This is a genomic window from Bacillus haynesii (genome assembly GCF_001969855.1).
In the GTDB taxonomy this organism is placed as follows: Bacteria; Bacillota; Bacilli; order Bacillales; family Bacillaceae; genus Bacillus; species Bacillus haynesii.
This window is the reverse complement of record NZ_MRBL01000001.1, coordinates 271201-291693: the sequence shown is the minus strand read 5'-3', so window position 1 is coordinate 291693 and position 20493 is coordinate 271201. Positions and strand designations below refer to the sequence as shown.

Sequence of the window (20493 nt, the reverse complement as noted above, 5' to 3'; positions counted from 1 at the left end):
GAGCAGTTTAATGATAAAAAAAAGGTTTGTAAGCTTTAGCATAATAATACTCTTACTAGTAATCACCGGCTGCGGTAAAGATGATGTTCAGGAAGTCATCTATAAAAAAGGCTTACCGAAAGAAGACAGTCCCGCATTTGGAGAATTTATGAGACATGAACTTGATTTAGCGACAGATGCAACTTTGAATTATCAAGATCATATTTATACGATTATGCGCAGTGATAAAGCAGGGCTTCGTTATTATAAATATACAGATAAAGAACTTATGGATTTGTACAAACCTATTTTCTCAGCTAAAAAAAATCCCTCGAAAAAGTTGTATGATTTAGCTCAAATCAATTTTTTAGAGAAAAGAAAAATAAACAATGAATTAGACGAAAATCTCCCGGAAATGACGTTAGACAAAAAGAATTTCCTAAAAGTGAAAACAACAAGCGGGGAAAAACAGTTTGAATTGCCTTCAGCAAATGGAAAAAAAGTATACTTAGCACTTCAAGAAATTAACAAAGAAAACATGCTTATACAAGTACGAATGTATAAAAAATTAAAAAATGGTAGCTTAGAAGGTAGACAAATTTATTATCTTTTTTTAAAACGAGATTTTTCAAAGCACGAGATTGTAAAAGAAGAGGAATTAAATTCATCAATAGAGTCAGGAAGATTAAAGGAATACTTATCTGTCTTTCCAAAAGTGACAGAGGATGGATCATATCGTAAGTTATTCGATAAATACACTTTCGAAAAAAAGACGAATAAAGTCCGGAAAATTAAAGACACTGATATTTTGAGCAAAGACGGTAAATATGTTTACATTAACGGAGCTAAAGAAAAAGAAAACTTTGTGATTTCGGATGGTATTCAACAGATACAAACAGTGGATAATTATCTAAAAGGAAATGAAAAATATGAAGCTCAGTTTAAGATTGACTTCAAGCAAATTGCAAAAGAGATGGATTTTAACGCAGGCGATGCAAGGATAGCTAATATTCAATATTTTAATGAAAATTATGTGGTACTGTTTATTTCATATCATGGAAAAATGATTGGAACAGCAGGCTCCCTTAATGTGCTGATTGACTTACAAAAAAATAAAAAACAGCCGACAGCTTATTTGGTTGATTTAGGGATATCTAGATGATTTTTATTTGAATTTTTAAAAGGAAAAAATTATTGGTTCAGCGGATGTTTTGAATGTCTTAAACAGCCGACAGCTTACTTAGTTGATTTAGGAATTGATTAGGGGGAGGACGAGTGTTCAACTCTATTTTCTGTAACAGGCAGGCCTCAAAGATAGTGCGAACTTTTCTGTTGGTATTCACTTTATTAGTTTATTTTGAATGGTTCGTAAGGAGTGAAATATTGTTGTAGGGCTTTTTAAGCCAATACAGTATACATTTATCATAAGAAAAGACCGCACCTCCTATCGTTAGACACTGCCTAGGTGCAGTTCATTTTTCACCCTTGCCTCACCTTCACCGACGCAAACCCATTCGGATTCGCAGAGTGCCAGTTCCAGGCGTCGCGGATGATCGCGATCAGGCTGTTGTGCTTTGGGGTCCAGCCTAATTCTTTTCTGGCTCTGGAAGAACAAGCGGTCAATGTTTCTTGTGAATCGATGTCCGTTTCTGTCAGATTTGCGGCGATGAGGGGAATGCCTGTGACATATTGGGCGGCAAGGATGATTTGTTCAGCGGAGTAGCTTTCGCCATAGCTGAGATTGTAGATTCGGCTATCCTTGCCTTTCCGCAAGTGACTGATGGCGAGCACGTGTGCTTCTGCCAAATCCTGAACGTGAATATAATCGCGGAAGCCAGTTCCGTCTTCAGGTTGATCTATGTGAACAAAAGGAAGGTGTCCGAGAGCGGTTCGCAGAACTTTTGAAATGAGATGTGTTTCGCTCCTCCGGTCTTCTCCGATGATGGCGGAGGCGCCGCACGCATTGAAGGAGCGGAGGATCACATATTTCAGGCCGTACGCTTTTTCCGCTTCCATCAGCATTTTCTCCATCATACATTTGACCTTGCCGTGCGGGTGAACGGGCTCAGGTTCGGTTTCTTCAGTGACAGGCAGTTCCGGACTGCCGTAGACGGCTGCACTTGACGCAAAAACGATCCGGCTGACATCGTATTCTTTCATCACGTCAAGCAGTGTTTCCATGCCTATCATGTTTGCGTTGAAAGAAGAAAAAACGCGATTCGACTGTGATGGAATGGGAGATGCTGCGAAATGCATGACGGCTTCAATGTCCTCATTTTCAAATACTTGCTTGAGAAAATGCCGGTCGCGAATGTCCCCTTTATAAAACGCAGCTTCGGGGTGAACGGCTTCTGCGTGTCCTGTTGCCAGGGAATCCACAACAACGACTCTTTCTTTTTTCTCAATTAACGTGTAAACGGCGTGGGAACCGATATAACCGGCTCCCCCGACAACTAGTATGCTCATCGGAATCCCTCCTTTTGGATCTCTCGTCTTCTACATCATATGGCGCTGCGGAGCTGCCGCCCGCCGCTGTTCTTCAAATCCGTATTTGCCGTCAATGATATAAAGCGGCCTGTCTTTCACTTCGTCATAAATGCGGCCGATGTATTCACCGATTGCTCCGAGGATGATCAGGATAAATCCGCTGAACAAGCATTGCAGAATGATCATCGACGACCATCCTGTAATGGTGCTTGTCGTAAACAGCTTCATGCAAACGACGATGAAGGCGTATATAAAGCCGACCGCTGACAGCGCGATTCCTGAGTAGCTTGCCAGTTTCAGCGGCTGAAAGGAAAATGAAGTGATGCCGTCGAGCGAAAGCTTCAGCATTTTTTTCAGCGGGTACTTCGTTTCCCCTGCAAGCCTTTCGTGGCGCTCGTAATAGACGGCGGTCTGCTTGAATCCGAGCCAGCTGACAAGGCCGCGGACGAATGGATTTTTTTCTTTCAGCTTGTTCATTTCATTGACCACTTTCCGGTCCATGAGCCGGAAGTCTCCTGTATCCACCGGGATATCAACGTCTGTGAGTTTTCTTAAAATCCGGTAGAACATGGCGGCCGTTTGCTTTTTGAAAAATGTTTCTCCTTCGCGCTTTGTGCGGACGGCGTATACAACGTCAAAGCCGTGGCGCCATTTTTCCGCCATTTCCAAAATCAATTCGGGAGGATCCTGCAAATCGGCGTCGATCACAACGATCGCCTCGCCGGCAGCATAGTCCGTGCCGGCCGTAATCGCGATCTGATGACCGAAGTTTCTTGAGAAATTGATGCATTTTACTGCCGGGTCTGACTGAGCAAGCGACTTCAGCATGTGAATGCTGTCATCGCTTGAACCGTCGTTTACAAAAATCAGTTCATAGGGATCGCCTGTCGAGTCCATGACGGTTTTTAATCGGTCATAGGTGCTTTGAAGCACTTCCGCTTCGTTGTAGACAGGGACTACAATTGAAAATGTGACTTGTTTCTGCATATTCATCACCTTTCCTTTCATCAATCCAGCTCCACTTTATAAAGCGTCTGATTTCTGCCAGGTCCGCCTGACTGGGAATCGTTATCTGAAGAAGAGCTGCTGTAATCGCTTTTTGAAATTTCTGTGCCGTTTTCTTTAATCCAGTTGGTGATCTCTGAATTGTCCTGGCCTCGGCCGTCGCCGATCATGAAGTACTTGACTTCACCGTTTTTGACGAGCTTCTCAAGTTTTTCAACCGTCAAAATCGGGTCGCTTCCTGAGAATCCGCCCATCGCCATCACAGCTTTGCCCGTTTTGATGATGTAAGATTGAGCAGAAGTTGCGCTTGAGACTGCAAATAAATACTTTTCACCTGTGTTGTTCTTTTCAAGGTAGCTCAACAGATCTTCATCGACTGATTCGCCGTTTCCAGGGCCGCCGCCGCTTGGTCCGCCTTGTTGACGGTCGCTTGCGCCTTTGTCATTCTGATTTTGGCTGTTTTGGCCGGAACCGCTATCAGCTGAAAAATCATTGCTGTTTTGTTCACTGTCTGTTTGGCCGTCTTGGCTGTTAAATCCGGGAGGTCCGCTGCCGTTGTTGTTCTGCATCTTACCTCTGCCACCGCCGCCAAATGATTGTGCGGATTTAGGGCCGGCCTGCGGAATCATGCCGTTTACACCGTCAGCAAGCGTCACCGTTGTCCAATAGAAAGGTCCGATCAGCATGCCGAGCAGCGCTGCAAGCGATACATAGTAGCTGAATGACTTTCCTTTCTTGAGAAAGATGAGGAGACAGCTTGTGACAATGCCGAAAGCGCCGATCAGTATGCTCCAGATGATGCCGATTTCGCTGAGATAAGGACTCAAAATATACAATTCAAATGCGGTTGTCAGCAAAATTCCGATCGGCAGAAGTTGTTTTTTCCAGCCGCTTTCTTCCTGATAGAGGCGAACGAGCGCTGTCCAGCCTGCACCTGACAATGCCGCAATCGGTGCTGCCAGCATAATCAGATAGTAATGATGGAAGAATCCGGCGACGCTGAAAAATGCAGCGACCGGCAGAAGCCACATCATCCAGAAAATCGTTTCAGTCGTTGTTTCATTGAATTTTCTTTGCCCGCGAAGGCCCGTGATCAGCAAACCGATGATGCCGAAGAGGACAAACGGGATCAGCCAGCTTGCCTGTCCGGAAAGCTCAGATTGGAATAGTCTGAGAGGGCCCGGGTTTCCTGTGCCAAACATGCCGCTCGTGCCGCCACCGGGACTGCCGCCGCTTTGGACATCACCCTGCTGGCCGTCCGGTCCGCCTGAAGGCATCTCGCCTCCGTTTGGCGGAGCCATTTGTCCATTTGCCGAGTCTGAGTTGGTTTCGGTATCGCCGCTTTGCTGCTGCGGCGTTTCTTGCTGCTGGTTCTTTTGATCTTGATCAGATGAGGAGGTTCCGCCCCCGTCTGCACCGTTTTGCCCTGTGAGACGCTGGATGCCGTTGTAGCCAAACGCCAGCTCAAGGACAGAGTTGGTCTGGCTGCTTCCGATATAAGGGCGCGAACTCTCCGGCTGGCTGTCGACGACAACTGCCCAGGAAACGGAAACGCCTGCCAGAACGATCATGGCTGTGATAAGGGACACAATTTTTTTGCGAATCGTCGTTTTTGCTGCAATCATGTAAAACAGCAGGAATGCCGGTAATACCATGTAAGCTTGCAGCATTTTGACGTTAAAGCCGACGCCGATCATACAGAATGCGCCGAGCAGCCAGCCGATTTTTCCTTTGCGGACTGCTTTAAACAACATCCAGGTTGCAATCATCAAGCAAAGGACGAGAATGCTGTCGACGTTGTTTGTATGACTGACCGCAACGGCAATCGGCGTACACGCCATAATAAGAGCTGAAATTCTGGCCGCCGTTTTGCCAAAGGTAGGTTTTACAATGAAGTACAAGAGTGCTACGGAAATCACTTCGGCAATGGCTTCAGGGAGAACGACGCTCCAGCCGTGCACGCCGAACACAAGTGCAAAAAGTGTTTGAATCCAGAGTGCGACAGGCGGTTTATCAACTGTTACAAAGCCTGCTGGATCAAATGATGCGTAAAAGAAGTTATGAAAGCTTTGGGTCATACTTTCAACAGCCGCCGTATAGTAGGCGTTGTCTGTGTCATTATTCCAGATGCCGTACAAGTTTAAAGCTGCAGATAATACAAGAATGAAGACCAGGAATATATCGATTTTCCTTTTCTTAATCATTGTTCGATCACCTCACTAAAGAGCATTATAGAAGCCAAATATGATCAAACTATGAACAAATCAAGAAGGAATTTTAAATTGTAATAGAGGGGCAAAAAAAGAGACATGCCGTCAGGAGGCATGTCTCAAAATATGAGGTGAGCTGTTATTTCCATACGTCTTCTGCGATCTCGACGACATGACGCAGTTTTTCCCATTGCTGCTCTTCTGTCAGGAGATTGCCTTCTTCTGTGGAGGCAAAGCCACACTGCGGGCTCAAACACAACTGGTTCAGATCGACGAAGCGGGAAGCCTCTTCGATGCGCCGCTTAATGGCATCCGGGTTTTCGAGCTCGCCGAATTTAGATGTAATTAAACCGAGGACGATTTGCAGGTCTTTCCGTTTGACATAGCGTAGCGGTTCGAATCCGCCGGAGCGCTCATCATCGAATTCAAGGAAGAGCCCGTCAAGGTTCAGTCCGTCGAAAATCGTTTCAGCAGCTTCGTCATATCCGCCTTCTGCCACCCATGTCGACTTGAAGTTGCCGCGGCAAATATGCATCGTCACCGTCAAATCATCGGGGCGTCCTTCAACTGCTTCATTAATCGTATTGGCGAAAGACTGGCGCAGCTCATCAGGCTGGCGGCCGAAGGCTTTGATCTGCTCGTGTCCTTTTTCTGAGAAAAATACGGACCAGGCCGTGTCGTCCAGCTGCAAATAGCGGCAGCCGGCATCGTAAAATGCGCGAATCGCTTTTTTGTAAGCCTGCGCCACATCGTGATGGAACTCATCCAGATCCTCGTACGGGCTTTCTCCAAGCTTTCCTCTGAAAAACAGCATATTCGGGCTCGGAATCGTCATTTTCGGCGTATGTGTTCCCGCAATATCATGAAGAAATTTATAATCTTCCAGCATCGGATGGTTTGTAAAATCGACTTTGCTTGTTACTTTGATGCCGCGCGGCTTCGTTTCAACATTATGAAATTGAATGCCCTTGTCCGCTGTATATCCTTCTACGCCGTCAAGTCCTTCAAGAAAATCGAAATGCCACCATGACCTGCGGAATTCCCCGTCTGTAACGGCTTTAAGACCAATTTCTTTTTGCTTTTCGACAATCCGCTTAATCTCTTCGTTTTCGACTTCGCGCAGTTGTTCAGCGCTAATTTCACCGTTCGCTTTTTGGAGGCGCGCTTTTTTTACAGGCTCAGACCTTAAAAGGCTTCCCACCTGATCAGCTCTGTACGGTCCGATTTTTCTTCCTGGCGTTTGCTTCAGTACATCGGTTGATTGTGTCATGCTTCATCCCTCTTTCTTTATAGACATAAAAAAGCCCTTCCCGATAAGGAAGAGCTTGATATATTCAATCTCCTCCTTATCTTCAAGAGCACGAACATGCTCTTAAGGATTTAGCACCATTCTGTCATAGACAGCGGTTGCCGGGTTTCACAGGGCCAGTCCCTCCACCACTCTTGATAAGGAAAACCTTTTTATGCGATTTTTTTAATAGTTTTAATATTAATACTTTTTATAAAAATGTCAATGGGTTTAAAAAAACTCTTTGATTTTTTTCATTTTCTTCTTCTGCTGTTAAACCGGGGTCAGTGGTTTTGACATTGTCGTCCTGCAAGAGGGCGTATCGAATCAGCGTGTGAATTTTTCGCCAAGACACCCGTTCAAACCAACAAGGCGCGGAACGAACAGGTTGAATTAGAATATTTTTCAATTTTTATTTCCAAAAACAGAAACTTTCTATCGAGTTTACCGGTCTATAATGTGTACCTGATTTCAAAATGGGTAATATAAAAAATGACAGATTAAGGAGGGTTCTTATGAACAAAAAAACAGTGTTTAAAGCGTTAGGCATGTTGATGACAGGATTGTTGTTTTTTGCGCTGTACAGTGCGGCTGCACTTCCTTCTGCACACGCGGCAAATGAAAAAAAACCGACGGTTACGAGCCATACGTACAAAAACGTTAAGGCTCTGAAATACCCGCAGGTTGCAAATGTAAGCACCAAGTCTCTCCAAAATAAGATTAACAAAGATTTTCAACATTATATTGAGCAGTCCTACAAAGATTATGTGAAAAACAAGAAAGACGGTCAACAGCACGGATATCAAACGGATTACCAAACGTCCTTTGAAGTGAAATACCGGACCGGCCAAAAGCTGAGCATCCTGACAAGCAATTATGTCTACTCCGGCGGAGCGCACGGAAATACGGCAGTCCGCTCTTTCAACTATGATCTTGTCTCTAAAAAACGGGTGTATTTAACCGACATCTTAAATACAAAATCGAAAATGGATAAGACAAAAACATACATTTACAATTATATTCAAAAACACCGCGACATTTTCTTCCCGGATGTGAAGAAGAAAGACATCGTCCTCGGTAAAAACACGGCTTTCTATTACACAAAAGACGGCATTGCGATCGTCTTCCAGCAATACGATGTAGCCCCTTATGCCGCCGGAAATCCGGTCGTTGCCGTTCCGAAAACAGTGTATCAATAAATAACAGCCCCTGTTTCTCAGGGGTTTTTGTTTTGAGGGAAGAAGGAATGAGGAGGTTTTGGAAGCTCTTTCATAAAGCGGTAGCTGACGGGCATGATTTAGCCCGCAGTCAGTTTGCAGATTTGTTCTAAATCGAACAGCTCGCAGACATAGAACATGCACTGCCGGCCGCTGATGATCTGGTATTTTTTAAAAGCATATGTCCGGTCTGCTGAAACAGGTACAAGTTGTGTGAAATGTTTTCCCAGGCAGTCGCCCGTGCTGAAAATTTCACGCCTTGACTCCAGTTCGGAAATAATTTTGCCGATGGGGAGCCGTTCTTCTTTTAGGTATTGTTTGACGGCAGGCGGCAATGCATTCGTTTTCACATAGACATAGTTAAATGACAAATAATCATTGCCCCGTTTCAATGAGGAGGTCCTGAATAAAATCTGATCATCAGACTGGAACAGTTTTGCTTCCTCAGCAGACAGATGATCGTAATCCACATAGACCTGCCGGAAAACTTCGATATCAACCTTACCGCCTATCAGCGTTTCGATTGCTTTGGTTGTTGAACCATCCGTTTTGGTCAGCATGTCTTTCACAAGGGAAGTCAGCGGTTCAGGAAGAACTTTGCTCATTTCCAATTATGGCACCCCACTTAATGATAGAATATTTTGAAAACTTGTACTATACATTATCACACAAAAGGTGGCTTGTCTAGAAAAATAAGTTAAAATTTATCTTATTTTTACAAAAGTCATAGAAAGCAAAAGAAGTGTATAGGAGAGATAAAAGCTGGAGATCTCTCCATAACATGATGTGAATATTAAGTTGTTTTACCCTCCAGAACTTGAACTGGCAAATAGGTTTCACGCGGCAAATCGTTAAAATCACCATCGACCGCTTTTAGCAAGATTTCAATTGCCTTTTTCGAGATTAATTCAATAGGCTGCTGGATCGTTGTCAAATCAGGGAGCAGCGACTGAACCGTTTCCGTTCCATCGTAACCGATTACTTTTAAGCGGTTGGGAATATCTATGCCTCGTTTTTTGGCTTGATTCAAGACTGCGGCAGCTATGAGGTCGTCACTGGCAAAAATGCCGTCAGCATTAGGTTGTTCATCAAAGAGCCTGGAGATATATTCTTGATAATTTTGATGAAAAGGAACTTCATATGTAACAGGCTTTCTTCCGTGTTCTTTCATGACGTCTTCATATGCTTTTCTCCTAAGATTTGCAGGTGTTTCAAGCTCGAGCGGCCCATTAATATGAACAATGTGCTTGCACCCTTTTCCGAGCAGTAATTCTGTCGCCTTTTTTCCGCCGGCATAGTTGTCTGATCCCACTACCGGGATATGATTGGATAAATAGTGATCGATTGCGACAATCGGAAGATTTTGTTTGTGATAATCTAAAATGCCCCTATTAAACGTTACGGCGATAACGCCGTCAACCTGATTTCGTATCAGCATTTCCAAATACTTCTCTTCTTTATCCTTGCGGTTTAAACTGTTGCAAAGAAGAAGTTTATACCCTTTTAGCGTGCAAATGCTTTCAATATGAAAGGCCAGTTCCCCGAAGAAAGGATTGCTGGAGTTCGGGATGATGAGGCCTATTAAATTTGTGCGTTTTCGGAATAAAGAGCGGGCAAGGTCGTTTGGAAAATAGTTGATTTCTTCCATCGCCTTGTACACTCTTTCTTTTGTTTTTTCGCTAATATAACCGCGGTTATTCAGCACCCGTGAAACGGTGGTTGGTGAAACACCTGCTATTTTTGCAACATCGTGAATGTTAGGCTTCATGCCCTTGCCCCCTGTGTTATCGAAATGGCTTACAATTCTCATCACGCACTTATTTTAGAGAATTGAACCGCTATGTGCAAGGATTTTCCATGAATCACCACGAGGCCTTATGTGTCGCTTTTGTAAAAAAGTATGTCAACCGGTTGACATATGAAACCGGTTGACATAAAATTCATTTGAAAGCGCTTTTAAATTTTGTTGGAACGATGGATTGAGGAGAAAAAGTGGCTGGCGTGAAAACGTCCATGTGAAAAACGGCATTTTAAGAAAGCGTTTTCTCAGGACGGATTGTCCAAGACGATTCAAAGCTGGCGGAAGCGAATGTAACATGTTAAACATCCGTCTTTTCGTGTAAAGAGAGGCGCCCGGAATGCGGAATGGCGGCACAAATGCAGTTAAGCAGTTTCAAATAATGGTCAAGGGAGCAGTGAAAATGAAGGGCTCAAAAACTCTGTATTGGAAACTAAGCGCTTATTTTTTCTTTTTCTTTTTTACTTGGTCTTCCAGCTATTCTTTATTTGCGATTTGGTTGGGGCAAGAAATCAATTTGAACGGGTCTGCGACGGGCATTATCTTTTCTGTAAACGCTATCTTTACTTTGTGCATGCAGCCTTTGTACGGTTTTATCTCTGATAAGCTCGGGCTGAAGAAAAACATATTATTTATGATCAGTTTGCTTCTCGTATTTACGGGTCCCTTTTATATTTTCGTTTACGGACCGCTTTTGCAATACAATGTCTTTCTTGGGGCTATCGTCGGGGGAATTTATTTGGGAACTGCTTTTCTCGCTGGAATTGGCGCGATTGAAACTTTTATTGAAAAGGTCAGCCGTAAATATCAATTTGAATATGGAAGAACAAGGATGTGGGGTTCCCTCGGCTGGGCTGCGGCGACATTTTTTGCAGGTCAGCTGTTCAATATCGATCCGAATATCAACTTCTGGGTTGCGTCCGTTTCAGCAGTCATATTAGTGGCCATTATTGTTTCCGTAAAAATTGAGATGACAGATTATGAAAAGGAAAGAGCAGACTCGGTCGGATTAAAAGACGTAGGAGGGCTTTTTCTCTTAAAAGATTTCTGGTTTTTGATGTTGTACGTGATCGGCGTAACTTGCGTATACGGCGTCTATGACCAGCAGTTTCCGCTTTACTACGCTTCCTTATTTCCGACTCCGGCCTTGGGGAACCAAATATTTGGATACCTTAATTCATTCCAAGTATTTATTGAAGCGGGCATGATGTTTCTTGCGCCTTTCATCGTCAATAAGCTCGGTCCTAAAAAAAGTTTGATTTTAGCGGGGCTATTAATGGCTTTCCGCATTATCGGTTCCGGACTTGTCAGCGGACCGGTCGGAATTTCATCGATGAAACTCATTCATGCTTTAGAATTGCCGATTATGCTGATTGCGGTGTTTAAATATTTGGCGACTAACTTTGATAATCGTCTTTCATCCGTACTTTATCTTGTCGGCTTTCAATTCGCATCCCAGGTAGGCACGTCGATTTTTTCGCCGCTTGCGGGAGGTTTATACGACAGCATCGGATTTCGCCAGACTTATCTCATCATGGGAGCAATGGTCCTTTGTTTCACCCTTATTTCGATTTTTACCTTGCTAGACTCAAAGAAAGACGTTGAATTTGCTCAAAGTCTACAAAGAAAGCATATATAGAGAGGATGTCACAGATGAACAGAATTCAGCAGGCAGAAGAAGCATTGAAGAAAGCCGGGAAAAAAGTGAATCACCGATACCGAATGGGCTATCACATGATGCCGCGGGCAAACTGGATAAATGATCCAAACGGGCTTATTCAATATAAAGGGGAGTATCATGTCTTTTATCAGCACCATCCGTATGATGAGAATTGGGGGCCGATGCATTGGGGCCATTTGAAGAGCAAGGATCTCATTCACTGGGAGCACTTGCCGATCGCTTTAGCGCCTGGCGATGCATTTGATGAGAGCGGCTGTTTCTCAGGAAGCGCAGTCGAATATAACGGCGACCTCGCTTTAATCTATACAGGGCATAATATGATAGATGAAGAGAAAGACGATTTCTACCAAAATCAGAATATAGCAGTCAGCAAAGACGGTATCGTCTTTGAAAAACTGAAAGAAAACCCTGTCATTGCAGAGCCGCCGGAAGACAGCGCCCGTCACTTTCGCGATCCGAAAGTATGGAAGCATCGTGAGAACTGGTATATGGTGGTCGGAAACTCCTCAAAAGAGAACATCGGGCGGGTCATTTTATACCGCACGCCTAACTTTGTAGATTGGGAGTACGCAGGCGTTCTCGCCCAAAGCGACGGAAATCTCGGCTTTATGTGGGAATGTCCGGATTTCTTTGAACTGGACGGCAAACACATTTTGCTGATTTCCCCTCAGGGTATAGAGGCGGATGGTGATTCATATCAAAATCTGTATCAAACAGGCTATTTGATTGGAGACTATAATGAAGAAACGAATGAGTTTGTACATGGCTCCTTTAAAGAGCTGGATCACGGCCATGACTTTTATGCCGTGCAAACGTTATTGGATGACAAAGGGCGCAGAATTGCAATTGGCTGGATGGATATGTGGGAGTCAGAGATGCCGACGAAAGCAGACGGATGGTGCGGGGCATTAACTTTGCCGCGTGAATTGACGTTGAAGGATGATCACAAAATTTTAATGAATCCCGTCGAGGAGACTCAATTACTTCGTGAATCGGAACATCATGAATGTGATAATCAATCGATTTCCGGCAGCTATTTTATAAAGACAGCCGAAAAGCTTCTTGAAGTGATAGCCGTTTTTGATTTGACAATTTGCAGTGCCGAAACGGTTGGCTTAAAGATCCGGGGAATTGAACAGGAAGAGACAATCATCCAGTACAGCTTGGTTGATCAAAAGCTGACGCTCGACTGTTCAAAGTCCGGCAAAGCGCGGGACGGTGTGAGAAACGTACGGCTTGAAGCGGAAGAGAAGCTCACCTTGCATCTGTTTCTTGACAGATCGTCTATTGAAGTATTTGCAAACCATGGTGAAGCGACAATGACCAGCCGAATATATCCCAAAGAAGGAAGAGCCGGGATTGAGCTGTTTTCTGAGAAAGGCAATGTCCGGGTTGAAGAGTTCACTTACTGGACGTTGAAAGATATTTGGAAAGGTGATGAAGCCAAATGAACAGAATTTTTGTATCGGTGAGAAGTTAAGTGACTTTATCCCGATCCAAAAAATAATCCCTTTGCTAGATGTTACGGGCTTTAGCGCGTAGCCGGAGGAGCGCCTGTGAATGCCGCGATTGCTACCGCTAAATACGGCGCCCGTGCGGCAATACTGAAGAAGGTTGCAACGATCATTTTGGCGATTACTTAATCAGCGTCTTGAAGAAAACCGGCGAGGACGACGCTTTTATCGGCGCCTTTTTATCAGAATTGGCATGACTCGATGTATCAAAGGCACAATGCTGTGCGATCTGGTACACCCAAGCACCACCGAAGATTGCTGGAGTTTGCGAATGCATGCGGCGCCCTGACGGCTTCTGTGAAAGGAGCGATACACAAAGGGCCGGGCAAACAGCATGTACAGAATCTACTTTCGGCAAAGCACAGATAAAGATTGATCTGGCAAAAAAGCGGCTGTCGTGCCTTGCAGCCGCTTTCCGCTTTTTTTCGTATTACGCCCTATCTTCGAACAGCTTCACAATTTCCACGATGACATTCGCGGCTTTTACCATATTGTCTGCGGAAATATACTCGTATTTTCCGTGAAAGTTTTCCCCGCCTGTGAAAATATTCGGGCAAGGCAACCCCATGTAAGAGAGCTGTGAGCCGTCGGTTCCCCCGCGGATCGGTTTCACAACCGGCTCGATATCCAGGTTTTTCATCGCTTCATAGGCAATGTCGACAATCTCTTTAACCGGTTCGATTTTTTCCCTCATGTTGTAATATTGATCATTCATGTCCACTGTGATGCTGTTTTCGCCGTATTTAGCTGTAAGGTCGTTTGCGATTTTTTGGACGATTTCTTTTCTCTCGTTAAATCGGTCTCTGTCAAAATCCCTGATGATATAGGAGAGATTCGTTTCAGAGACATCACCATTGATCGAAAGCAGATGATAAAAGCCTTCATAACCTTCTGTAAATTCAGGAGCTTCGTTTTCCGGCAATGCGGCGTGGAACTGCATCGCGATTTTGGCGGCATTGACCATTTTCCCTTTTGCTGTGCCGGGGTGGACGTTCGTTCCTTTACAAGTGATTTTCGCTGCTGCGGCATTGAAGCTTTCGTACTGCAGTTCGCCAAGCGGTCCGCCGTCAACTGTATACGCGAATTTGGCGTTGAACGCCTCGACGTCAAATTTGTGCGGCCCTCTGCCAATCTCTTCATCAGGCGTAAAAGCGACTCTGATTTTTCCGTGTTTGATTTCGGGGTGCGCAATTAAATATTCCATTGCCGTCATGATTTCAGAGATCCCCGCTTTATTGTCGGCGCCGAGCAAAGTCGTTCCGTCGGTTGTCATCAGCGTATGTCCCGCATAATTTGCAAGCTCGGGAAATTCCTTGGGTGATAAGACGACATTGAGGGATTCATTCAGCACAATGTCCTTTCCGTCGTATTGTTCGATAACCTGCGGATTGACGTTCTTTCCGGTAAAATCTGTTGCTGTATCCACATGAGCCAAGAAACCGATTGTCGGTACCTCTTTTTCCGTATTCGAAGGAAGCGTCGCCATCACATAGCCGTTTTTATCGATTGTGACGTCCTTCATGCCGATCTCTTTCAGCTCTTCGACAAGCATATTGGCAAGCGTCAGCTGCCCGGGAGTGGAAGGCGTCGTCTGACTGTTTTCATTTGACTGCGTATCCACTTTCGCATAAGAAATGAGACGTTCAATCAGTTTGTTCTTCATGTTTCCTTCATCTCCAATTGTTGGTTTTATGTTTATCTTATCATTCATGGCGGGCGAATCGAAAACTTTTATTCCTGTGTAGGAAAATTTAGTATAATATAGTTCTAAAGGATCATCACAATTGTAAGGGAGTATCAAAATGGCTAAAGGTTATACAAATAAAGGAACGAAATGGGAGTTTGCACATTCCTTCTGGCTTGTGTTCACATGGGTTCCTTTTGGATTTTTAAGCTGGTTTGCATTTATTTATATCGCAGCGCGAACTAAACAAGGAAAATGGTTATTTGCCGGAATCGGATACGCAGCGGCGGTTTTATTGGCTGCCTTTACAGCCAGAACGTTCCTCTTCGATTTGGCAATGAAAGCATTACTCATTGTTTGGATCATCTCAATCATTCATGCTTTCAAAACAAGAGCCGAATATTTGGTGCGGCTTGAGGCCGTATATCGGATCAAACGATCAAGTATGAATGACCTGAGGGAAGAGCTTATACATGAACAGGCCCCGCACGGCCAAACCGGAACTTCTAAAGTGACGCTGACAAAGAAATAAATAGAATCCGCTATTTTCAGTGAAATAGCGGATTTTTTTAATGCAGAGAAAAAATTCCATCCTTTTGAAACTTTTCTCATCAATTTCCCTCTCTAATGTTTGAAGGAGGCGCAGCAGTGAACCAAATCAGATTAGTTAAGAAAGCTGTCGCAGGCAATGCCAAAGCTTTTGAAATGCTGTTTCAAAAGCACAGCGATCAGCTTTACAGAACAGCTTACATATATGTGCGAAACAAGGAGGATGCGTTAGATATCGTACAGGAGACGGCGTACAAGGCATTTTTATCGATTGCCCAGCTGAGGAATCCGGAATACTTTTTGACATGGCTGACGAAAATCCTCATTCATCAAGCATATGCCTTATTGGACAAGAAAAAGAAAGTGGTTTTAATGGACAGGCCGCTGCAGGACGAAGGACAGGAGCAGGAGATGCATGCGGACGACAGAATGGGGATGCTTGAAGCTGTTCAGCAGTTGCGAAAAGAATATCAAACCGCCATCATTCTATTTTATTATCACGACCTGCCGATTCATGATATCGCCGAGGTGATGAATGCTCCGGAAGGAACCGTTAAGACCTATTTGAAAAGAGCGAAGCTTGAATTAAAACAACTACTGACTGGGGGAGAAGACGCATGGACAAACAATGGTTCAAAAACGAAGTAAACAAGATCGATGTCCCTACAAAAGAAATCTGCGAATCGATCGATAAAGGCATCAAGCGGGCCAAACGGGAAAAAACGTTTCAGCCGAAGCGCGCCATGAAAAGGACTATTTTTGTTTCAGGCGCGGCCGCCGTGCTCCTTCTTGGAAGCGGCTTCGTTTCCCCAGTGATGCAAAGCGTATTGGCTGACGTCCCGCTGTTTGGGAAAGCGTATCAACAATTCCACGACTATGTCGGCCAAAACTTGGTGGCGGGCCAGCTTGTCACTGAACTGAACGAGAAAGCGTCCAGCAACAACATAGACGTGACAGCTACAAGTGTTTATTTTGACGGCGGAATCATCGGTATGACGTTTAAGGTGAAAAGCGATACAAGAAAAGACTTAAATGATGGAGCGAGAACGATTCAATTCACATTATTTAATGGCGAGCGCAAATGGGCTATCGCTTCTCAAGGAGACTTGAAGAAAACAGATGACGGCTATACCGGCTACATTCAGATGGGCTATCCAGACAAACATATTCCAGATAAACTGACACTCCCGGTTACGATCACAAGCCTCAATGGCATCAGAGGAAAATGGAAATTCGACATTCCGGTTTCAAAGCTGCCGTATAAAACGCTGCACATAACCAACAACAATGCACAATCGGCTGATGGCCATAAGCTCGCCGTAAAAACGGTAATTATTGGAAAAGAATCGACTGTCATCGACTATGAAGTATCCAACTCAGAGGAACATCCACACGATCGCACATCGATTATGAAGGTGACCGATGATAAAGGAAACGAAATCCCTCATATAAGCGGAGGGCAGTGGACAACAGACAGCAAAATAACCGGAAGCAGGGTTCGTCACGAAGAGAGGCTGATCCTTGGAAAGGTGAATAAAGGAGCAAAATACCTCAAGATTGAGGCGAGCAGCAGTATGGGTGATTCCGAAAAAACGCTGCCTCTCACAAAAACACCCGCCGCGCTGAGCGCTGACCGTCATGACTTCCAGATTGCCGTTGATCAGGTGAAACAAAACGGCAGCAAACTGTCGGTCGACTATCATCTGAAACATGTCGATCAATCTAAGATCGATATTGACAGCATGCAAAATTTTTTAGAAACGATGTCACTGGTTGATTCGGCTTATAAAGGCTTTGATGAGGCGCCGATGGGACACAGCGTAAAAGGTAATTTTACAAAAGTGCTTGATCCTAAAAAACTCCGATTCCGATCAGACTTTACGTTAGATGGTGAATTTGGAGCGAAAAACTTCAGTCTTGACCAATATTCGCTTGATGTCGAATTTGGTTATTTAAGCGCATTTTATTCTACACCGTTTAAGCCGATCAAAGTGCAATTGCCACAGTAAAATATATGACCCGCTGTTTCAGTGATACGGCGGGTTGTCTGCTTTGATGGTCTCCCAACCTGAAAAAATTTCCTCTCCCAAAGGAAAAAATATGCACCGAAAAGAAAGCGTTTTCAATGTAAAGTAAAAGAAAACCACCAAAAAAGGGGGAGAGTAAATGAGCAGGATGGCGAAGGTGACCGAGACGTTTGAGCGGATCGCTTTTAAAATAACAAGCTTCAAGTATATCATGGCCATTAAATCGGCGTTTGTCACGCTGATGCCGGTCATTATTGCCGGGGCGTTTGCGGTTTTGATGCAGAATATGGTGATGAGTCCTGAGACGGGACTTGCGGTTTTCGGGCCTTTTCGGTTCTTGTCTGCGCTTGAGCCAATTATGGCGTCGATCAATTATGCGACGCTGAACTTTATTACGATCGGCGCGGTGTTTTTGATCGGGATTGAGCTCGGAAAGCTGAATGGGCATGAATCGTTTTTTCCCGGCTTGATGGCGCTGATGTCCTATATCTCTGTCATTCCATCGACGGTGCTGTTGGAAGTGGACGGTTCGATGCAGGAAGTGGTTAACGTGCTGGCCAAGGAATTTACGGATCCGAAGTCGCTTTTTTTGGGGATGTTTATTTCGATTGTGTCTGTTGAAATCTTCAGCAAGCTTTCCAGTACGGACCGGCTCAAGATTAAAATGCCGGATAGCGTGCCGGCCAATGTCGCCGTATCATTCGGCTCCTTATTTCCATCCATTATTACCATTACCATCATCGCCAGCTTTGGGTTTGCTTTTCATCAGCTGACGGGTGTCTATCTGCATGAAGCCGTGTACAATGTCGTGCAAAAACCGCTGGAAGGCGCCGTTCAAGGTCTTCCCGGCATCCTTCTTTTAGTGTTTGTCGCGCAGTTTTTCTGGGTGATCGGCATCCACGGCAACCAAATGGTGAAGCCGATCAGGGAGCCTTTGCTGCTCGCTTCCATCACCGTCAATATGAATGCATATTCAGCGGGAGAATCAATTCCCAATATTATTACGATGCCTTTCTGGGATGTGTATATGAGCATCGGCGGCTCAGGCGTTACAATCGGTCTGTTGATCGCGATTTTGATTGCGGGAAAACGGGAGGATATGCGCAGCATCACAAAGATTTCGTTTGGTCCTAGTGTCTTTAATATCAATGAACCGGTGATTTTCGGAGTTCCTGTTATGCTGAATCCGTTAATGGCGATTCCGTTTATTATAACGCCGCTTGTGACGGGGACGATCGGCTACATTGCGACGGCGGCCGGCTTTGCGGGAAAAGCCGTCGTCATGGTGCCTTGGACGACACCGCCGATTATCAATGCCTGGCTTTCAACAGGCGGCAGCCTCGGCGCTGTCCTGACGCAAATTGTTTGTATCATCGTGTCGGTCATCATTTACCTTCCGTTTGTGATTCTTTTGAATCGCAGCTATAGCATCAGTGCTGAAAAAAATGTTTCCGTATAATACCTTACTTTCATTGCAAAGAAGGAGGCAATTGAAATGAAAAAGCAAACGTGGAAGATTCCCGGCGACTTTATTTTGGGCGCCGCTGCGTCCGCCTGGCAGACGGAAGGATGGGCCGGAAAGAGGCCGTCGCAGAACTCTTATTTGGATATGTGGTACAAGAATGATCCGCATGTATGGCATAACGGATACGGACCGGCTGTGGCAACCGATTTTTATAACCGCTATAAAGAGGATATCCAGCATATGAAAGAGATCGGCTTGACACATTACCGGACATCGATTAACTGGTCCCGTTTTCTGATTGACTATGAAACAGCAGAAGTTGACGAAGTATACGCAGGCTATATCGACGCTGTCATCAATGAGCTGATTACATCAGGTGTGGAGCCGATGATTTGCCTTGAGCATTATGAGATTCCCGCAGTGCTGATGGAGAAATACGGAGGGTGGGGTTCTAAACATGTCATAGATTTATTTACGGCATACGCGGAAAAAGCGTTTAAACGGTATGGGGATAGGGTGAAATACTGGTTTACCTTTAATGAACCGATCGTGCCGCAAACGCGGATCTACCTTGACGCACTTCGCTATCCATACGAGCAGAACACGAAAAAATGGATGCAGTGGAATTTTAATAAGGCATTGGCGACGGCGAAGTGTGTTCGGCTTTTTCACGCCTGCAAGCCTGAGTGCCGGGAAGGCGCCAAAATCGGCGTTATTTTGAATCCGGAGGTTACTTATGCGAGATCAAGCGCGCCCCATGATCAAAAAGCGGCCCGCATCTATGATTTGTTTTTTAACAGAGTTTTTTTGGATCCGAGCATCAAAGGTGCCTATCCCGATGAATTGATGGAGCTTTTGGTCAAACACGATATTCTGTTTGACCATCATGAGGCGGAGCTTGACATCATCAAGCAGCATACAGTAGATTTTGTCGGCATTAACCTTTATTACCCCCGCCGTGTAAAAGCTCCGTCAAGCCAGTGGAATGAAGCAACGCCATTTCATCCCGCTTATTACTATGAATACTTTGAGCTGCCCGGCAGAAAAATGAACCCATTCAGAGGATGGGAGATCTATCCCCCAATTGTTTATGATATGGCGATGAGAATCAAAAATGAGTATGGCAATAAAGAGTGGCTCATTACGGAAAACGGGATGGGAGTAGAAAATGAGAACCGATTCAAAAATCAAGAGGGGATTATTCAGGACGATTACCGGATCGATTTTATTTCCAAGCATTTGGCCGAAGCCATGAAAGGGATCGCTGATGGCTCGAATTGCAAAGGCTATATGCTTTGGGCTTTTACTGATAATGTCTCTCCGATGAATGCTTTTAAAAATCGCTACGGTCTTGTCGAGATTCAATTAAAGCAAAACCGCAAGCGGGCGCTGAAGAAATCCGCTCATTTTTATCGGGACATCATTCAAAACAGACAGTTTGAAACAGAACCGGATCTGCTCTATAAGTAAACAAAAAGAGAAATCATCCCGACCAAAAACGGGATGATTTTTTATATTTAGGTTCAATTTAATAGTATTTATAGTCCATTATAATAACAAACAATCCAAGTCAATTTTGAAGTACTCAC

Annotated in this window: 16 protein-coding genes and 1 riboswitch; of the genes, 9 read left to right on the top strand and 7 right to left on the bottom strand. The window is 44.6% G+C overall.

The features are described 5' to 3' along the window. Positions 1-10 precede the first annotated feature (10 nt). The gene (locus BTA31_RS01420; RefSeq protein ID WP_076788489.1) at positions 11-1141 is read left to right on the top strand and encodes a hypothetical protein; all 1131 of its coding nucleotides are present in this window, start codon (positions 11-13) and stop codon (positions 1139-1141) included. A gap of 317 nt (positions 1142-1458) precedes the next feature. Here the strand turns inward: BTA31_RS01420 and galE are convergent, their stop codons facing one another. The 4 genes from galE to BTA31_RS01400 all read right to left on the bottom strand — a co-directional run bounded on the left by galE (position 1459) and on the right by BTA31_RS01400 (position 6951). Further along, a complete protein-coding gene (galE, locus tag BTA31_RS01415) occupies positions 1459-2445 on the bottom strand; it encodes a UDP-glucose 4-epimerase GalE (RefSeq protein WP_076788486.1) in 987 nt (328 codons plus the stop codon). 30 nt (positions 2446-2475) lie between these two features. After that, positions 2476-3474, bottom strand: coding sequence for a glycosyltransferase family 2 protein (locus BTA31_RS01410; protein WP_082247334.1), 999 nt, complete (start codon positions 3472-3474; stop codon positions 2476-2478). Beyond that, positions 3474-5675, bottom strand: a complete 2202-nt coding sequence (locus tag BTA31_RS01405; RefSeq protein WP_076788485.1) for a glycosyltransferase family 39 protein — start codon at positions 5673-5675, stop codon at positions 3474-3476. The genes BTA31_RS01410 and BTA31_RS01405 overlap by 1 nt, the downstream gene beginning before the upstream one ends. Before the next feature lie 145 nt (positions 5676-5820). After that, positions 5821-6951 carry a 5-methyltetrahydropteroyltriglutamate--homocysteine S-methyltransferase gene (locus tag BTA31_RS01400; RefSeq protein WP_043928274.1) on the bottom strand — a complete coding sequence of 377 codons (1131 nt, stop codon included), beginning with the start codon at positions 6949-6951 and terminating at the stop codon, positions 5821-5823. Between the two features lie 73 nt (positions 6952-7024). Beyond that, positions 7025-7134: riboswitch (SAM riboswitch) on the bottom strand. Between the two features lie 350 nt (positions 7135-7484). On the opposite strand from BTA31_RS01400, the gene BTA31_RS01395 reads away from it, so the two are divergent. Beyond that, entirely contained in the window at positions 7485-8168 is a 684-nt protein-coding gene (locus BTA31_RS01395) for a DUF3298 and DUF4163 domain-containing protein (protein ID WP_043928273.1), read from the top strand. Between the two features lie 98 nt (positions 8169-8266). Here the strand turns inward: BTA31_RS01395 and BTA31_RS01390 are convergent, their stop codons facing one another. Continuing rightward, a complete protein-coding gene (locus tag BTA31_RS01390) occupies positions 8267-8791 on the bottom strand; it encodes a chorismate--pyruvate lyase family protein (RefSeq protein ID WP_094777393.1) in 525 nt (174 codons plus the stop codon). Positions 8792-8979: 188 nt separating this feature from the next. Continuing rightward, the gene (locus BTA31_RS01385) at positions 8980-9954 is read right to left on the bottom strand and encodes a LacI family DNA-binding transcriptional regulator (protein WP_076788481.1); all 975 of its coding nucleotides are present in this window, start codon (positions 9952-9954) and stop codon (positions 8980-8982) included. 433 nt (positions 9955-10387) lie between these two features. Here BTA31_RS01385 and BTA31_RS01375 point away from each other — a divergent pair, with 433 nt between their 5' ends. Next, positions 10388-11623: an MFS transporter gene (locus tag BTA31_RS01375; RefSeq protein ID WP_043928289.1), complete on the top strand. Its 1236-nt coding sequence runs from the start codon at positions 10388-10390 to the stop codon at positions 11621-11623. 14 nt (positions 11624-11637) lie between these two features. Further along, entirely contained in the window at positions 11638-13116 is a 1479-nt protein-coding gene (locus tag BTA31_RS01370; protein ID WP_076788476.1) for a glycoside hydrolase family 32 protein, read from the top strand. Positions 13117-13609: 493 nt separating this feature from the next. Here BTA31_RS01370 and pepT read toward each other — a convergent pair whose 3' ends face one another. Then, positions 13610-14842, bottom strand: coding sequence for a peptidase T (gene pepT, locus BTA31_RS01365; protein ID WP_076788473.1), 1233 nt, complete (start codon positions 14840-14842; stop codon positions 13610-13612). A gap of 139 nt (positions 14843-14981) precedes the next feature. Between pepT and BTA31_RS01360 the strand changes: the two genes are divergently transcribed. From BTA31_RS01360 to BTA31_RS01340, 5 genes are all read left to right on the top strand, one after another. After that, a complete protein-coding gene (locus BTA31_RS01360; protein WP_076788471.1) occupies positions 14982-15395 on the top strand; it encodes a hypothetical protein in 414 nt (137 codons plus the stop codon). A gap of 95 nt (positions 15396-15490) precedes the next feature. After that, positions 15491-16060 (top strand): sigma-70 family RNA polymerase sigma factor, encoded by a 570-nt coding sequence (locus tag BTA31_RS01355; RefSeq protein WP_076788469.1) that lies wholly within the window; start codon positions 15491-15493, stop codon positions 16058-16060. Continuing rightward, entirely contained in the window at positions 16030-17421 is a 1392-nt protein-coding gene (locus BTA31_RS01350; protein WP_076788467.1) for a DUF4179 domain-containing protein, read from the top strand. The genes BTA31_RS01355 and BTA31_RS01350 overlap by 31 nt, the downstream gene beginning before the upstream one ends. Positions 17422-17578: 157 nt before the next feature. Next, positions 17579-18898, top strand: coding sequence for a PTS sugar transporter subunit IIC (locus BTA31_RS01345; protein WP_026589299.1), 1320 nt, complete (start codon positions 17579-17581; stop codon positions 18896-18898). Positions 18899-18934: 36 nt separating this feature from the next. Then, positions 18935-20374, top strand: coding sequence for a glycoside hydrolase family 1 protein (locus tag BTA31_RS01340; RefSeq protein ID WP_076788464.1), 1440 nt, complete (start codon positions 18935-18937; stop codon positions 20372-20374). Positions 20375-20493 lie beyond the last annotated feature (119 nt).

Excerpts from the sequence above, each read along its gene's own strand:
- BTA31_RS01360 (WP_076788471.1), top strand. The coding sequence starts at position 14,982 with ATGGCTAAAGGTTATACAAATAAAGGAACGAAATGGGAGTTTGCACAT.
- BTA31_RS01375 (WP_043928289.1), top strand. The coding sequence starts at position 10,388 with ATGAAGGGCTCAAAAACTCTGTATTGGAAACTAAGCGCTTATTTTTTC.
- BTA31_RS01405 (WP_076788485.1), bottom strand. The coding sequence starts at position 5,675 with ATGATTAAGAAAAGGAAAATCGATATATTCCTGGTCTTCATTCTTGTA.
- galE (WP_076788486.1), bottom strand. The coding sequence starts at position 2,445 with ATGAGCATACTAGTTGTCGGGGGAGCCGGTTATATCGGTTCCCACGCC.
- BTA31_RS01340 (WP_076788464.1), top strand. The coding sequence starts at position 18,935 with ATGAAAAAGCAAACGTGGAAGATTCCCGGCGACTTTATTTTGGGCGCC.
- BTA31_RS01350 (WP_076788467.1), top strand. The coding sequence starts at position 16,030 with ATGGACAAACAATGGTTCAAAAACGAAGTAAACAAGATCGATGTCCCT.
- pepT (WP_076788473.1), bottom strand. The coding sequence starts at position 14,842 with ATGAAGAACAAACTGATTGAACGTCTCATTTCTTATGCGAAAGTGGAT.
- BTA31_RS01395 (WP_043928273.1), top strand. The coding sequence starts at position 7,485 with ATGAACAAAAAAACAGTGTTTAAAGCGTTAGGCATGTTGATGACAGGA.
- BTA31_RS01410 (WP_082247334.1), bottom strand. The coding sequence starts at position 3,474 with ATGAAAGGAAAGGTGATGAATATGCAGAAACAAGTCACATTTTCAATT.
- BTA31_RS01385 (WP_076788481.1), bottom strand. The coding sequence starts at position 9,954 with ATGAAGCCTAACATTCACGATGTTGCAAAAATAGCAGGTGTTTCACCA.
- BTA31_RS01370 (WP_076788476.1), top strand. The coding sequence starts at position 11,638 with ATGAACAGAATTCAGCAGGCAGAAGAAGCATTGAAGAAAGCCGGGAAA.
- BTA31_RS01355 (WP_076788469.1), top strand. The coding sequence starts at position 15,491 with ATGTTTGAAGGAGGCGCAGCAGTGAACCAAATCAGATTAGTTAAGAAA.
- BTA31_RS01400 (WP_043928274.1), bottom strand. The coding sequence starts at position 6,951 with ATGACACAATCAACCGATGTACTGAAGCAAACGCCAGGAAGAAAAATC.
- BTA31_RS01420 (WP_076788489.1), top strand. The coding sequence starts at position 11 with ATGATAAAAAAAAGGTTTGTAAGCTTTAGCATAATAATACTCTTACTA.
- BTA31_RS01345 (WP_026589299.1), top strand. The coding sequence starts at position 17,579 with ATGAGCAGGATGGCGAAGGTGACCGAGACGTTTGAGCGGATCGCTTTT.
- BTA31_RS01390 (WP_094777393.1), bottom strand. The coding sequence starts at position 8,791 with ATGAGCAAAGTTCTTCCTGAACCGCTGACTTCCCTTGTGAAAGACATG.